The sequence below is a fragment of the Brachybacterium endophyticum genome, assembly GCF_003130585.1.
Lineage (GTDB): Bacteria > Actinomycetota > Actinomycetes > Actinomycetales > Dermabacteraceae > Brachybacterium > Brachybacterium endophyticum.
Genome location: NZ_QFKX01000005.1, coordinates 267,792 through 282,324 on the forward strand (window position 1 = coordinate 267,792; position 14,533 = coordinate 282,324).

Sequence of the window (14,533 nt, forward strand, 5' to 3'; positions counted from 1 at the left end):
AGCGCATGTCCAGCACACCCCTGTTCTCGAGCTACCAGGGCTCGACCGGCACGGACGAGATGTTCGACGCCGACGGAGGAGCCCGCGACAGCTGTGCCTTCCTCGCCGATGCGCTCACCACGCTCGGGGAGGAGGAGTTCCGCGTCCGCGCCGAATCCCTGGCACGCGCCTACCTCGACCAGGGCATCACCTTCGACTACGCGGGGGAGGAGCGACCCTTCCCGATCGATCCGATCCCGCGCGTGATCGACGCCGAGGAATGGTCGATGGTCTCGAGCGGCGTCGCCCAGAGGGTGCGTGCCCTCGAGCATCTGCTCGACGACGTCTACACCGACCGTCGTGTCGTCGCCGACGGTGTGCTGCCCGCCGAGCTCGTGGAGTCCTCGACCTACGTGGTCGAGGCGATGCGCGGCTACCGTCCGCCCAACGGTGTGCGCGTGCACATCTCGGGCATCGACCTGGTGCGCGACGGTTCCGGGGGGTTCCGGGTGCTGGAGGACAACGCGCGAACGCCCAGCGGTGTCAGCTACGTGCTCTCCAATCGCCGGGCGATGGCCCGCACCTTCCCCGAGCTCTTCAGCCAGCAGCCCGTGCGCCGGGTCGACGAGTACCCCGGGCGGCTGCTGCAGACCCTGCGCGCGGCTGCACCGGAGGACACCGAGGGGGAGCCCACCGTCGTCGTGCTCACCCCGGGACGGTTCAACAGCGCCTACTTCGAGCACTCCTTGCTGGCCCGCACCATGGGCGTCGAGCTCGTCGAGGGACCCGACCTCGTGGTCTCCCATGACCGCGTCTACATGCGCACCACCGCCGGGCTGCGCCGCGTCGACGTGATCTACAAGCGCACCGACGACGACTTCCTGGACCCGGAGGTGTTCCGTCCCGACAGCATGCTGGGGGTCCCCGGCATCGTGCGGGCGATCCTGGCGGGCAACGTCGTGGTCGCCAATGCGATCGGCAACGGCGTGGCCGACGACAAGCTGACGTACACCTACATGCCGGACCTGATCCGCTATTACCTGGCAGAGGACCCGATCCTGCCCAACGTCGACACCTGGCGGCTGGAGGATCCGAGCTCCCGCGAGGAGGTCCTGGACCGGCTCGACGAGCTCGTGGTCAAGCCCGTGGACGGCTCCGGGGGCAAGGGCATCGTCATCGGTCCCTCGGCGTCCGCGACCGAGCTCGACGAGCTGCGGGTGAGACTGCAGAAGGACCCGCGCGGCTGGATCGCCCAGCCCGTCGTCCAGCTCTCGACGATCCCCACCCTGGTCGAGGAGGGGCCCGAACCGCGCCACGTCGACCTGCGCCCCTTCGCCCTGAACTCCGGCGACGACGTCTGGGTGCTGCCCGGCGGACTGACCCGGGTGGCCCTGCCCAAGGGCGAGATGGTCGTGAACTCCTCGCGCGGTGGCGGCTCCAAGGACACCTTCGTGCTGTCCTCCCGCGGTCGCCCGACCCAGGGTGGGGGAGCCGTCACCCAGGGTCAGTCACAGAGCACGGACTCGTCCCGCTCGGAACAGGGGTCCGAGGACCTCGAACCGGTCGAGGGCGAGCAGGAACCCTCGTTCACGGCACGGGAGCGGGAGCGGAGCGAGCCCGCCACGGCCACCGCCGCGATCCCGATCCTCGACGAGGACGAGCTGCAGGAGCTCGAGGAGGAGCAGGGAACGCCGGACGAGCCGGGCACGTCGGAGGAGCCGGACTCGCCGGAGGGGCCGCAGTGCGCGGACGGCCAGGACACCGGGACCGAGCAGGAGGCACGTCGCCATGCTGAGTAGGATCGCCGACTCCCTGTTCTGGATCGGCCGGTACGTGGAGAGGGCCGACCAGACCGCACGCATCCTCGAGGTGAACCTCGAGGCCATCATGGAGGACACCGGCTCCGAGCGCGGCCCCCGCTGCGCCGAGGTGATGAGGATCTTCGGTGCCGCCCACGAGGAGGACCAGGACCTCTCGGTGCAGGCCGTGCTCGACGAGCTCGCGATCGACCGCGGGAACCCGTCCTCGATCGCCGGGGCGCTGAAGGTCGCGCGGGAGAACGCGCGGGGCGCCCGCGAGGTGCTGCCCACCGAGGTCTGGGAGTCCCTGAACACCACCACCCTCGAGCTGCCGCGCAGCCTGCGGCCCGCTCGCATGCACCGTTTCTTCCAGACCACGAAGGACCGCTGCGCGGTGGTGACCGGCCTGGTGGACGCCTCCCTGCCCCGGGACGAGGCCTGGCTGTTCCTGCGCCTGGGGCAGCAGCTCGAGCGCATCGACATGTTCTCGAGGATCCTGCAGTCCCACGACCCCACGGACACCACTGGCGCCACCACCATCATGCTGCTGCGATCGTGCAGCGCCGACGAGGCCTACATCCGTTCCTTCCGCGGCCAGGTGCGCGTCGACGACGCCGTCGCGTTCCTGCTGCTGGACCGGATCTTCCCGCGCTCGATCGCGCACTGCCTGCTGCAGGCCGACGAGGCCCTCGAGGTGCTCGGGAAGCTCCACGGTCAGACCTTCGACCGCTTCGGCACCGAGGACGCCGCCCGCCGCATCGTCGGCCGCATCGAGGCGAGCCTGCGGTTCCGGCCCCTCGCGGATGTCATGGAGGACTTCGAGAGGGAGATGGAGCAGGTCCAGATCGCCGCCTCGGCGGCCTCGCGGGCGATCGACGCCCAGTACTTCGATCCCGACCTGCCGCCGGGGGCCTGAGCGCGAGGCCGCCGACGCCGTACGTGAGATCGGCGGCCCGCTGTCCGGGGGTGGCGTCGGCCCGTGAGACCATGGGATGACGTCCCGGGGCCCCGCGCGCCCCGGGCTCGACCCCACTCAGAGCGCGACGGAAGGACGGATGCCGGTGACCCCGAGGATTACCGCCGAGGAGGCGCGCGACATCCAGCCCGCCTCGACGCCCTCGCAGTGCATCCGGAACTTCTGCATCATCGCGCACATCGATCACGGCAAGTCGACGCTCGCGGATCGGATGCTGCAGCTGACGGGCGTGGTCGAGGAGCGCGCGATGCGTGCCCAGTACCTCGACCGCATGGACATCGAGCGTGAGCGTGGGATCACCGTCAAGAGCCAGGCCGTCCGCATGCCCTGGCAGGTCGACGGCGAGAACTTCGCGCTGAACATGATCGACACCCCCGGGCACGTCGACTTCACCTACGAGGTCTCGCGCTCGCTCGCCGCCTGTGAGGGCGCGATCCTGCTGGTCGACGCCGCCCAGGGCATCGAAGCCCAGACGCTGGCGAACCTGTACCTGGCGATGGAGAACGACCTCACCATCATCCCGGTGCTCAACAAGATCGACCTGCCCGGTGCCGAGCCCGAGAAGTACGCCGCCGAGATCGGCCAGCTCGTCGGAGTCGAGCCCGACGAGGTGCTGCGGGTCTCCGGGAAGACCGGCATGGGCGTCCCCGAGCTCCTCGACCACGTGGTGCGCACCCTGCCGGCGCCCACCGGCGATGCCGACGGTCCCTGCCGGGCGATGATCTTCGACTCCGTCTACGACACCTATCGCGGTGTCGTCACCTACGTGCGCGTCTTCGACGGCGAGCTCTCCGCCCGCGAGCGCATCGAGATGCTCTCGACCGGGGCCGAGCACGATCTGCTCGAGCTCGGCGTCATCTCGCCCGAGCCGATCCCCACCAAGGGGCTGGGCCCCGGCGAGGTCGGGTACCTGATCACCGGCGTGAAGGACGTGCGCCAGTCCAAGGTCGGCGACACCGTCACCTCGTCCCGCCGCGGCGCCGACGAGCCGCTGCCCGGCTACGACGAGCCCAAGCCGATGGTCTACTCGGGCCTGTTCCCCATCGACGGCTCCGACTACCCGGTGCTGCGTGACGCCCTGGACAAGCTCAAGCTCAACGATGCCGCCCTGAACTACGAGCCCGAGACCTCCACGGCGCTCGGCTTCGGCTTCCGCGTGGGCTTCCTGGGCCTGCTGCACCTCGAGATCATCCGCGAGCGGCTCGAGCGCGAGTTCGACCTCGACCTGATCGCGACCGCCCCCAGCGTGATCTACAAGCTCACCATGGAGGACGGCACGGAGGTCGACGTCCTGAACCCCTCGGACTTCCCCGAGGGCAAGGTGCGCGAGATCCGCGAGCCCATCACCCGTGCGACCCTGCTCGCCCCGAGCGAGTTCATCGGCGCGATCATGGACCTGTGCCAGTCCAAGCGCGGCAACCTCCAGGGCATGGACTACCTCAGCGAGGACCGGGTCGAGCTGCGCTACACCCTGCCGCTCGCCGAGATCGTCTTCGACTTCTTCGACCAGCTGAAGTCCCGCACCAAGGGCTATGCCTCGCTGGACTACGACGTCGAGGGCGAACAGGCCGCGGACCTGGTCAAGGTCGACATGCTCCTGCAGGGCGAGCCGGTCGACGCCTTCAGCGCGGTCGTCCACCGGGACCAGGCGTACCACTACGGCGTCCAGATGGCCGGCAAGCTCAAGAACCTGATCCCGCGCCAGCAGTTCGAGGTGCCGATCCAGGCCGCGATCGGTTCGCGCATCATCGCCCGCGAGAACATCCGTGCGATCCGCAAGGACGTGCTCTCCAAGTGCTACGGCGGCGACATCTCCCGTAAGCGCAAGCTGCTCGAGAAGCAGAAGGAGGGCAAGAAGCGCATGAAGAACATCGGGTCCGTGGAGGTCCCGCAGGAGGCCTTCATCGCCGCGCTCTCCTCCGACGGCGGCGGCGACTCGGGCGACAAGGGCAAGGACTCGAAGAAGAAGTGAGCGCGGTGGCCCCCGCAGCCGCGCCGACCGCGGGCGGTCACGTGGGCTCCCGAGACCTCTCGGTCTACATCCACGTGCCGTTCTGCGCGGTGCGCTGCGGGTACTGCGACTTCAACACGTACACGGCGACCGAGCTCGGCGGCGGAGGATCCCAGCGCGAGTACCCCGCCAACGCCATGCGCGAGATGGACCTGACCGTGGCCGACGACGCCGCCCACGGCGTCACCTACGACCGCGTCTCCACCGTCTTCTTCGGCGGCGGCACCCCGACCCTGCTGCCGGCCGACGACCTGGTGGCGATGCTCGGGCACCTGCGCTCGCTCGTGCCCTTCGCCGAGGACGTCGAGGTCACCACCGAGGCGAACCCCGACTCCGTCACCCCCGAGTCGCTGCGCACCCTCGTGGACGGCGGCGTCACCCGGGTCTCGTTCGGGATGCAGTCCGCGGTCCGCTCGGTCCTGGCCACGCTCGACCGCACCCACGATCCCGAGCGCGTGCCGCAGGCCGTCGCCTGGGCGCGCGAGGCCGGGCTCTCGGTGAGCCTCGACCTGATCTACGGCACGCCGGGGGAGACGCTCGAGGACGTCGAGACCTCCGTGCGCTCCGCTCTCGCCTGCGGGGTCGACCATCTCTCCACCTACTCGCTGATCATCGAGGGCAACACCGCCATGGCCCGGCGGCTGCGACACGGCGAGATCGCGGCTCCGGACCCCGACGACATGGCCGACAAGTACGAGATGATCGACGACCTCGCCGTGGCGGACGGGCTGGGCTGGTACGAGGTCTCGAACTTCGCGCGCACGCCCGAGCAGCGCTGCCGCCACAACCTCGCCTACTGGCGGGGCGCGGACTGGTGGGGGATCGGGCCGGGGGCGCACCGCCATCGCCGCGGCATGAGGGCCTGGAACGTCAAGCATCCCAGTCGCTACGCCGGGCTCCTCGCCCGCGACGAGCTGCCCGTCCAGGAGTCCGAGCAGCTCAGCGAGCACGATCGCCTCCTCGAGCGGATCATGCTGGAGCTGCGGATCGTGGACGGCCTCGCCGTCGCGGAGATCCCGGAGCAGACCCGCGGCATGCTCGCTGTGCACCGCGACCGCGGACACCTCGATGCGACGGCGCTCGCCGATGGCCGGGCGGTGCTCACGCGGGAGGGACGTCTGCTGGCGGACGCCGTGATCCGCGATCTGGTGCCCTGAGCATCCACGGCGGTGCCACACTGGCGCCATGAGCAAGCCGACCACGGTGCGCGAGTACTTCGAGCAGCTGCCCGATCCCGCACGGGAGACGGCGACTCGGATACGCGAGCTCGCCCGGGAGACGGTCCCCGACGCCGAGGAACAGCTGAAGTGGGGCAACCCCGCCTGGGTGCACCCCGGGACCATGATCCTGTTCGTGCTCAGCACGCACGCCCGGCACGCCAACGCCGTCTTCACCCCCAGCACCCGCGAGGCCTTCGCCGAGCGTCTCACCGGGTTCGAGACCGGCAAGGGCAGCGTCAAGTTGCCCTACGACGCCCCGGTCCCCACGGACCTGCTGCGCGAGATGATGCTCTACCGCCTTCGCGAGTACGAGGATGACGGGGTGACCTGGAGGTGACGGCGGCCCCTGGGCCGAGCGCTGTCGGGAGCGCTGCGGTCGCGCATGCACGAGGCCCCGGATCCGAGCGGATCCGGGGCCTCGCACCTTTTGCGGCGACGTGCGCCGGTGACCTCGCGTCAGCTCACTTCACGAAGCGGATGTTCAGCGGGTAGTTCCACCACTGGCGATCGTTCGCCTTCACCGCGCCGATGATCGCGAAGATGATGTGCAGCAGGGGCGGGATCCCGACGAGCGGGAAGAGGACGCTGCCGAACCCGAGAGTGATCACGGCGAAGATTCCCAGGACGATCCACAGGACGATGGAGGCGATGACAACGGCGATCGCCGCATTGAGCGCCTCTGCGGCGTTGTAGCGGACGAAGCGGTTGCGGTCCTTGTAGACCAGGAAGATGACCAGCGGGCCGAGCCAGCCGAGGAATCCGAGGCCGATCAGGTTGCCGACGATGGAAGCCACCTGGGCCAGGATCGACCAGAGCTTCACGTCCGGCTCGCTGACCGGCTGTCCGGTCATGGCCACGGGGGAGACGCCCTTGATGTGGGGCGGGGGAGTGTTCGACCAGTCGCCCGACGGAGCCGCCCCGGGCGCCTGCTGGTAGCCGCCCTGCTGCTGGTATCCGCGCTGCTGCTGGTATCCACCGGGCTGCTGGTTCCCACCGGGCTGCTGAGCGGAACCCTGGTCCTGGGCGCCGCCCGGATACTGGTAACCGCCCGGCCGGGCGCCGCCGGCCTGTTGGTGAGGACCGTCCTGACCTGCGCCGTACTGCTGGTATCCGCCCTGGTCAGCGGGAGAACCCTGGCCATAGGGCGCGGACGGGTCCTGGGCAGTGCTCTGCTGGGACGACGAGCTCGCGCCATCCCCCGAGGGGCGCGGTGCCGAGAACTCGTTCTCGATCGAGCCGGAGCCGGGGGCGCTGCTGGAGCCGGATGCCGCCACGGATCCGTCGGCTGCGGACGTGCCCTCAGGGGATCGGGCGGCGCCGGGCTGCGGGGAGAGGCCCTCCCCGTCGCTGTGCTGGGCCCAGCTGTCCTTGCCGTCGGGCCGGGGGCCGTAGGGGTCGACGGGGTCGGTGTTCTCACTCATCAGGTCGCTCCTCGTCCGTGTGGTCCGCGACCCCACGTCATGTGCGGGCGCTGCGGGTGGTCCGTACGACACGACAGTACCGGGACGGAAGCGCTCGCGCGCGGGGGAGAGCCTGTGCAGCTACCGGGGGAAGACCCCCAGGGGACTACGACTCCGTGGTCACCCAGTCGATGAGCTCCTCGATCCGTCCCGAGAGGGTCGGCTCGACGTCGGCGTAGGAACGGACCGTCGACAGGATCCGCTGCCAGCCCTGGGCGATGTCGGCCTGCTCGGCGTGCGGCCAGCCGAGGGCCCGCAGGGTGCCCACCTTGATGTCGGTGCCGCGCGGCACGTGCGGCCATTCCTGCAGACCCACGCGGGCGGGCCGCACGGCCTGCCAGACGTCGACGTAGGGGTGGCCGAGGATGAGCACGTTCCCGGCGGCGCCGGGCAGACGCATGGTCTCCTCCGCCAGGCGTGTCTCCTTCGACCCCTTCACGAGGTGGTCGACGAGGACGCCCAGCCGCCTGTCGGGCCCGGGGGCGAAGTCGCGCACCCGCTCGGCGAGGTTGTCGGCGCCGTCGAGCATCTCGACCACCACGCCCTCGATGCGCAGGTCGTGCCCCCAGACCTTCTGGACGAGCTCGGCGTCGTGCTTGCCCTCGACCCAGATCCGGGAGGCGCGGGCCGTCCGTGCGCGAGCCCCCTGCACGTAGACCGACCCCGATGCCGAGCGCTGACGCGCAGGCGCGGGCGCGGCGCTGCGCTGCGGCGGCAGGAGACGCACCGGTCGCCCGTCGATCATGAACCCCGGGCCCATCGGGAAGCCGCGCCGGCGGCCCTTGGCGTCCTCGAGCTCGACGACGAGCTCCCCGGCGATCTTCTCCAGGCGCACGATGGCACCGGTGAAGCCGGTCGCGGCCTCCTCGACGACGAGGTCGCGGGTGGCGGGGACGTCTGTGACCTGCGGTGCGCGGCGGTGGTGCGCGGGCGCGGGCGAGGACAGGACGTCCTGGCCGTAGCGGTCGGGGAAGGATCGCGGTGACACGGCCGACACCGTACACCGGTGGCGAACACCTCCCTGTGAACCCCGGCCCCGGCGCGTAGGATTGGCACTCGGAAGCCAACAGTGCCAGCGTGTCGGTGGCCCGGCGCGCTCGAGGGCACGCACGGGCCGGAGGAGCAGCAGCAGGAGGTGAGTAGATGGAGGAGCGCAGACTCCAGATCTTGGGCGCGATCGTCGAGGACTACGTCGCCACCCGTGAACCCGTCGGCTCGAAGTCCCTGCTGGACCGTCACGACCTCGGTGTGTCCGCTGCGACGGTCCGCAACGACATGTCGCTGCTCGAGGAGGAGGGGCTGATCACCCAGCCCCATACCTCGGCCGGCCGCGTTCCCACCGACAAGGGCTACCGGGCGTTCGTCGACCACGTCGCAGCGGTCAAGCCGCTGTCCTCTCCGGAGAAGCGGGCGATCCGCTCCTTCCTCGACGACGCCGGGGATCTCGACGACCTCCTCACCCGGACGGTGCGTCTGCTCGCACAGCTCACCCAGCAGGTGGCGCTCGTGCAGTACCCGGCCGTCCGCCAGGCCCGCGTGCGCCACGTGGAGCTGGTGAAGGTCGCCGACGCTCTCCTGCTCGTGGTCCTGATCACGGAGTCCGGACAGGTCGACCAGCGCACCATCCCCCTGGTGGCCGGTCGCGGGCCGGAGTACGACACGGACTTCTTCGCCGATCTGCGTGCTCGGCTCAACCAGGCCGTCGTCGGCCGCGAGGTCACCGCCCTGGACAGCCCTCTCGGTGACCTCCTGGCCCGCACGCCTCCGGGGAACCAGGACGCCGTCCGCGAGGTGGTCGGGGCGCTGCAGTCGCTCGCCCAGAACCGCACCGAGGACCGCATCATCATGGCCGGCGCCGCGAACCTCGCCCGCTCGGCCGTCGACTTCCCCATCCAGGTCGAGCCGTTGCTGGACATCCTCGAGGAGCAGCTCGTGCTGCTGCGCCTCCTGGGGTCCATGCAGGCCGAGCCGGGCGCCGTCGAGGTCCGCATCGGCCAGGAGATCCACGACAACGCGCTCGCACAGACGTCGGTCGTGGGAGCCGGGTACCGTGACGGCTCGCACCTGGCGATCCTCGGCCCCACCCGGATGGACTACGTCACCGGCATCTCCACCGTGCAGGCCCTGGCACGGTACGTCTCCCGCTTCCTGGCCTGAGAGAGCCTGCTCCCACCGCGCACGCGCCCCAGAGAACCACCGCCACAGCAAGGAACTCCTTCGTGAACGACGACTACTACGACCTTCTCGGTGTCAGCCGCGAGGCCTCGACCGACGAGATCAAGAAGGCCTACCGCAAGCTCGCCCGCACCCTCCACCCGGACGTGAACCCGGACCCGGAGGCGCAGGACAAGTTCAAGAAGGTCTCCCAGGCCTACGAGACGCTCTCGAACCCCGACCGGCGCCGCCAGTACGACATGGGCGGCGGCCCGGGCATGGGCGGCTTCCCGGGCGGGGCCTCCTTCGACTTCTCCGACATCTTCGACATGTTCGCCGGCGCCTCCGGCATGCGCGGGCGCGGTCAGGGTCCGACCCCGCGTCAGCGCCGCGGCGGCGACGTGCTGCGTCGCACGCAGGTCTCGCTGCGCGACGTCGTCTTCGGCACCGAGCAGGAGGTCTCCTTCCGCACGGCCGTCGGCTGCGACCGCTGCCAGGGAAGCTGCTGCGAGCCCGGAACCTCCCCGAAGCGCTGCAGCAACTGCAGCGGCTCGGGCCACGTCCAGAAGGTCGCCCAGTCGCTGCTGGGCCAGATGGTCACGATGGCGCCGTGCCCCGTCTGCGGCGGCCACGGCGACGTGATCGAGTCTCCCTGCACCCAGTGCTCGGGCCACGGACGCGTCCCCAGCGAGCGCACCGTGACGGTGCGCATCCCCTCCGGCGTCGAGGACGGCACCCGCATCCAGCTGCGCGGGGAGGGCGAGGTCGGCGAGGCCGACGGGCCCTCCGGCGACCTCTTCGTCGAGCTCTCGGTCACCGACCACGACGTCTTCGTGCGCGAGGGCTCCGACCTGGTCACCCGCCTGTCCATCCCGATGACGGCCGCCGCCCTCGGTGCCAGCATCCCGCTGGAGACCTTCGACGGCGAGCGCGTGGTCGAGGTCGAGCCCGGCAGCCAGCCCGGCGAGGAGATCACCCTCAAGGGACTGGGGATCACCCCGCTGCGCCGCGCCACGCGCGGTGACATCCGCGTGGAGCTGGACGTGAAGATCCCGACCCGCCTCGACGAGGAGCAGCGCGACCTGCTCGAGAAGCTCGCGAGCGTGCGCGACGAGGAGAAGCCCGCGGCCACCTCGGGCCGACGCGGCCACACCATGTTCGGCAAGCTGCGCGACCGCCTGCGCGAGCGCTGAGCCCCGACCGCTCCAGGAGCCCACGTGCCAGACACCCCCGCCTCCTTCCTGGTGCTCGACGACGCCCTCGTCGACCTCGCCGAGGGCAGCGCGTACGTGCTCGCAGGGGAGGAGGGGCGTCACGCCGCGAAGGTCGCGCGGATCCGCGCAGGCGAGCGGGTGCTGCTGACCGACGCCGCGGGCCGGCAGGCCCTCGCCGAGGTGAGCGAGGCCCGCAAGGAGCAGCTGGACCTGCGGCTCCTGCAGGCGCCCTCGGAAGGCGTCGACCGGCGACCCCGCCTCGCCCTCGTCCAGGCGCTCGCCACGGGCGGCCGCGACGAGCAGGCGATCGAGTCGGCGACCGAGCTGGGCGTCGACCGGATCACCCCGTGGATCGCCCAGCGCTCGGTCTCCGTGTGGAAGGGCGAGAAGCTGCGCAAGGGGCGTGAGCGCTGGCTCGCGACCGTCCGTGCCGCCGTCAAGCAGTGCCGCCGCCGCGGCATCCCCGAGGTCGACGAGGCACGCACGACGCCCGGCCTCGCCGACGACCTCGCGGAGCGGACCGCCGACGGCGCGTTCGTCCTGGTCCTGCACGAGCAGGAGTCGGTGGGACTGATGAGCCTCGCCGAGGAGATCTCGCGCTCGGCCGCCGGTGACCGGGTGCCCGAGATCGTGGTGGTCGTCGGCCCCGAGGGCGGCATCGCGCCGACCGAGCTCGACAGCCTGCGCGAGGCAGGCGCCCGCAGCGTCCTGCTGGGGCCCGAGGTGCTGCGCTCCTCGACAGCGGGACCGTCGGCGATCGCCGTGCTGAGCACGCTCGTCGGCAGGTGGTGACCGACCCGCACCGAATGTGCTTGTGTCCTGGGTCACGGCCTGCAAGTCTTCTGACCCATGTGCGCCACTGCCGACACCCGCCGTTCGCGAGAGACCCCGCCGGCTGAGGCGACGCTCCGATGATCCTCGCCGAGCACCTGGTCAAGGAGTTCAGCAGGCCCGCCCGCGTCGACGGACCGCTTGGCGGCCTGCGGTCCTTCCTCAGCACCTGCCGCGTCGCCACGCGCGCCGTCGACGACATCTCCTTGAGGATCGACGACGGGGAGATCGTGGGCTACCTCGGTCCGAACGGCGCCGGAAAGTCGACCACGATCAAGATGCTCACCGGCATCCTCGTGCCGACCTCGGGTCACGTCGAGGTCGAGGGCATCGTGCCGTGGAAGGACCGCCGCACCAACGCCCGCAACATCGGAGCCGTCTTCGGACAGCGCTCACAGTTGTGGACGGACCTGCCGCTGCGTGACTCCTTCGAGCTGATCTCACGGCTCTACGGGCTCGGCCGGGCCGACTACCGACGCTCGCTCGAGGAGTTCGTGGACCTCCTGGAGATGGGCTCCTTCCTGGACACGCCCGTGCGCTCGCTCTCGCTCGGCCAGCGCATGCGCGGCGACATCGTGGCAGCGATGCTCTACGAGCCACCCGTGCTCTACCTCGACGAACCCACCGTCGGACTGGACGTGGTGGCGAAGGTGCGGATCCGCGAGTTCATCGCCGAGCGCAACCGTGAACGGGGCACCACCGTGCTGCTGACCACCCACGACATCGCCGACATCGAGCAGCTCGCCCGCCGCGTGGTGATCATCGACGAGGGCCGAATCCTCTACGACGGCACCATCGAGGCGCTGCGGCGCGGCTACGCGCCCTACCGTGAACTCGTCGTGCGCACCCCACACGAGGTCCCGTTGGACGTGGCCGTCGATGGAATCGACGTGCGGGCGAGTCGGCGTGACGGCGACGAGGTCCTGTCCACGTTGCGCTTCGATCCGGTGCAGCTCGCGCCGCCAACGGCGATCAGCAGGGTCACCGACGCGCTCCCGGTCCTCGACATCACCTCCCGCGAGCCCGACGTCGAGGACATCATCCGGCGGATCTACCTGGCCGGGAGCGTGGACGCATGACCGGGGGAGCGCAGAGCGCGGCGAATGTCCGCCCCCGTGTCCACAGGGCGCCGACTCGGACAGCGCGCCTGCCGGCGCCCCTCCTGCTGCGGGGGCTCGCCGCGAGCTGCAGGCAGGCCTGGCGGGCGCAGTTCGTGTTCCGTGCAGCGATCTGGAGCGGGATCGTGGGCGCGTGCCTCCAGGTCGTGCTGGTGTTCCTGGTCTGGCGGGCCGTCTACGGCACGCGCACGGAGGTCGCGGACGTCGATCATGCCAACGCGATCACCTACGCGATCCTCGGCGTTCTCGCCTCGATCGTCTTCCAACCATTCGTCTTCGACACCCTCTACGGGCGCCTGCGCACCGGAGCCATCGCCTTCGACGTGATGCGCCCGATCTCGGCCGTCCCCTCGGCGCTCGCGCAACAGGTGGGAGCCTCCCTCGCCCAGCTACCCGCAGTGCTCTGCGCCCTCGTGATCGGGCTCGCGATCGGGGCGATCGAACCTCCCGGCACCGTGGCTTCGGCACTGGCCTTCGCGGCCTCCCTCGCCCTGGGCTTCACGATCGTGCTGATCCTGAACTTCACGGTGGGGCTGGTGGGCTTCTGGACCCTCGAGGTCGGCGGCGCTTTCCTCATCTACCGGATGCTCGCGCAGTTCAGCTCGGGGGCGCTGATCCCGCTGTGGTTCATGCCCGGGGGTCTGCGCACAGCGCTCGAGCTGCTGCCCTTCTCAGCGCAGGTGTTCACCCCGCTGAGCATCTACCTGGACCGCTCGCCGGGCGTTCACACGCTGCAGGCGATCGGTGGGCAGCTGATCTGGATCGTCGTGCTCGCGGCCCTGGCGGCACTCGTCTGGCGTCGGGCCGTACGCCGGCTGGTGATCTTCGGTGGCTGAGACGATCGCGCCCCGCCCCGCCTCGACAGCGACGTGGAGAACGCTCGCCCGGCCCGTGCCGCTCTGGCGCAGCTACGCTGCGCTCCTGCAGGGCACCTGGCGCAGCATGCGCGTCCACCGAGTGAACCTCGTGGTGACCTTCCTGGGCAGCGCCGCGCTGCAGGGCACGCAACTGGCCTTCATCGGGGTGCTTCTGCACGCCTTCGGGGCGATCGCCGGCTGGAGCGTCGGCGAAGTCGCCCTGCTGTACGGACTGCGACTGACGGCGCACGGCGTGTGCACGATCAATTTCGGGCAGCATCGCGGCAGCGCGCAGGCCATCCGCAACGGTGAATGGGATCGCTACCTGCTGCGCCCTGTCTCCCCGCTGGTCCAGATGCTCACGCGGTACTTCAACCCCGGGACCATCGGCGATCTCGTGCTGGGGCTCGCGATCCTGGTGACAGCCGCCCAGCTGGTCGACGTCACCTGGACCTCCGGGCGCATCCTCTACCTGGTCCTCGCGGCGGTCGGCGGCGGGCTCGTCGAGGCGGGCCTGCAGATCGGCATCTCCGGGCTGGACTTCCGCTGGGGGCCGGTGACCCGCATCAAGGACACCATCGACCGCGTGCTGACCGACTTCGGCGCGTATCCGATGTCGATCTTCGGAACCGTGGGCAACTGGCTGCTGACCTTCCTCGTCCCGCTCGCCTTCATGGCCTACCTGCCGATGACCGTGCTGCTGGGCCGCACCGACGAGCTGGTGGTTCCACTCCTGTTCGCGCAACTCTCGCCGTTCGTCGGGCCACTGGTCCTTCGCGCGGGCATCCTCGTGTTCAGCCGAATGTCCCGCTGGTACTCGAGCCCCGGCAACTGAGCCCTGTGACGCCGTGCCGCCCACCTGCCACGGACCCCGCGCCTCGCGCCTCGCGCACGAACGGCCGCCCCGGCGGAAG

The 14,533-nt window shown here is 70.5% G+C and carries 13 protein-coding genes; 11 read left to right on the top strand and 2 right to left on the bottom strand.

The annotated features are described in order from the left end of the window. Nucleotides 1-5: 5 nt before the first annotated feature. The 5 genes from DEO23_RS13335 (at nucleotide 6) to DEO23_RS13355 (ending at nucleotide 6,322) form a co-directional block, all read left to right on the top strand. The gene (locus DEO23_RS13335; RefSeq protein WP_109276504.1) at nucleotides 6-1,778 is read left to right on the top strand and encodes a circularly permuted type 2 ATP-grasp protein; all 1,773 of its coding nucleotides are present in this window, start codon (nucleotides 6-8) and stop codon (nucleotides 1,776-1,778) included. After that, nucleotides 1,768-2,694 (top strand): alpha-E domain-containing protein, encoded by a 927-nt coding sequence (locus DEO23_RS13340; RefSeq protein ID WP_109276505.1) that lies wholly within the window; start codon nucleotides 1,768-1,770, stop codon nucleotides 2,692-2,694. The genes DEO23_RS13335 and DEO23_RS13340 overlap by 11 nt, the downstream gene beginning before the upstream one ends. Nucleotides 2,695-2,833: 139 nt before the next feature. Beyond that, entirely contained in the window at nucleotides 2,834-4,726 is a 1,893-nt protein-coding gene (gene lepA, locus DEO23_RS13345) for a translation elongation factor 4 (protein ID WP_109276506.1), read from the top strand. A 5-nt stretch (nucleotides 4,727-4,731) separates the two neighbouring features. After that, complete coding sequence (hemW, locus tag DEO23_RS13350) at nucleotides 4,732-5,922, top strand: radical SAM family heme chaperone HemW (RefSeq protein ID WP_109276589.1); 1,191 nt, start codon at nucleotides 4,732-4,734, stop codon at nucleotides 5,920-5,922. Nucleotides 5,923-5,950: 28 nt separating this feature from the next. Continuing rightward, a complete protein-coding gene (locus tag DEO23_RS13355) occupies nucleotides 5,951-6,322 on the top strand; it encodes an iron chaperone (RefSeq protein WP_109276507.1) in 372 nt (123 codons plus the stop codon). 124 nt (nucleotides 6,323-6,446) lie between these two features. On the opposite strand, the gene DEO23_RS13360 is transcribed toward DEO23_RS13355, so the two are convergent. Together DEO23_RS13360 and DEO23_RS13365 are read right to left on the bottom strand one after the other, a co-directional pair. Beyond that, nucleotides 6,447-7,406, bottom strand: coding sequence for a DUF4870 domain-containing protein (locus DEO23_RS13360; protein ID WP_109276508.1), 960 nt, complete (start codon nucleotides 7,404-7,406; stop codon nucleotides 6,447-6,449). Between the two features lie 145 nt (nucleotides 7,407-7,551). Further along, nucleotides 7,552-8,442 (bottom strand): DUF3097 domain-containing protein, encoded by an 891-nt coding sequence (locus tag DEO23_RS13365; protein ID WP_165831838.1) that lies wholly within the window; start codon nucleotides 8,440-8,442, stop codon nucleotides 7,552-7,554. A 146-nt stretch (nucleotides 8,443-8,588) separates the two neighbouring features. Here DEO23_RS13365 and hrcA point away from each other — a divergent pair, with 146 nt between their 5' ends. The 6 genes from hrcA (at nucleotide 8,589) to DEO23_RS13395 (ending at nucleotide 14,454) form a co-directional block, all read left to right on the top strand. Beyond that, nucleotides 8,589-9,602, top strand: coding sequence for a heat-inducible transcriptional repressor HrcA (gene hrcA, locus DEO23_RS13370; RefSeq protein ID WP_109276509.1), 1,014 nt, complete (start codon nucleotides 8,589-8,591; stop codon nucleotides 9,600-9,602). A gap of 62 nt (nucleotides 9,603-9,664) precedes the next feature. Beyond that, entirely contained in the window at nucleotides 9,665-10,792 is a 1,128-nt protein-coding gene (gene dnaJ / locus DEO23_RS13375; protein ID WP_109276510.1) for a molecular chaperone DnaJ, read from the top strand. Between the two features lie 24 nt (nucleotides 10,793-10,816). Then, the gene (locus DEO23_RS13380) at nucleotides 10,817-11,605 is read left to right on the top strand and encodes a 16S rRNA (uracil(1498)-N(3))-methyltransferase (RefSeq protein WP_109276511.1); all 789 of its coding nucleotides are present in this window, start codon (nucleotides 10,817-10,819) and stop codon (nucleotides 11,603-11,605) included. 119 nt (nucleotides 11,606-11,724) lie between these two features. Further along, the gene (locus DEO23_RS13385; protein WP_109276512.1) at nucleotides 11,725-12,723 is read left to right on the top strand and encodes an ABC transporter ATP-binding protein; all 999 of its coding nucleotides are present in this window, start codon (nucleotides 11,725-11,727) and stop codon (nucleotides 12,721-12,723) included. A 134-nt stretch (nucleotides 12,724-12,857) separates the two neighbouring features. After that, nucleotides 12,858-13,598, top strand: a complete 741-nt coding sequence (locus DEO23_RS13390; RefSeq protein WP_165831839.1) for an ABC transporter permease — start codon at nucleotides 12,858-12,860, stop codon at nucleotides 13,596-13,598. Then, the gene (locus DEO23_RS13395) at nucleotides 13,591-14,454 is read left to right on the top strand and encodes an ABC transporter permease (RefSeq protein WP_133249881.1); all 864 of its coding nucleotides are present in this window, start codon (nucleotides 13,591-13,593) and stop codon (nucleotides 14,452-14,454) included. Before DEO23_RS13390 ends, DEO23_RS13395 begins: the two co-directional genes overlap by 8 nt. Nucleotides 14,455-14,533 lie beyond the last annotated feature (79 nt).

Bases quoted from the DNA above. Each gene is read 5' to 3' on its own strand.
- DEO23_RS13335 (WP_109276504.1), top strand. From the start codon at position 6: ATGTCCAGCACACCCCTGTTCTCGAGCTACCAGGGCTCGACCGGCACG.
- DEO23_RS13340 (WP_109276505.1), top strand. From the start codon at position 1,768: ATGCTGAGTAGGATCGCCGACTCCCTGTTCTGGATCGGCCGGTACGTG.
- lepA (WP_109276506.1), top strand. From the start codon at position 2,834: ATGCCGGTGACCCCGAGGATTACCGCCGAGGAGGCGCGCGACATCCAG.
- DEO23_RS13355 (WP_109276507.1), top strand. From the start codon at position 5,951: ATGAGCAAGCCGACCACGGTGCGCGAGTACTTCGAGCAGCTGCCCGAT.
- DEO23_RS13360 (WP_109276508.1), bottom strand. From the start codon at position 7,406: ATGAGTGAGAACACCGACCCCGTCGACCCCTACGGCCCCCGGCCCGAC.
- hrcA (WP_109276509.1), top strand. From the start codon at position 8,589: ATGGAGGAGCGCAGACTCCAGATCTTGGGCGCGATCGTCGAGGACTAC.
- DEO23_RS13385 (WP_109276512.1), top strand. From the start codon at position 11,725: ATGATCCTCGCCGAGCACCTGGTCAAGGAGTTCAGCAGGCCCGCCCGC.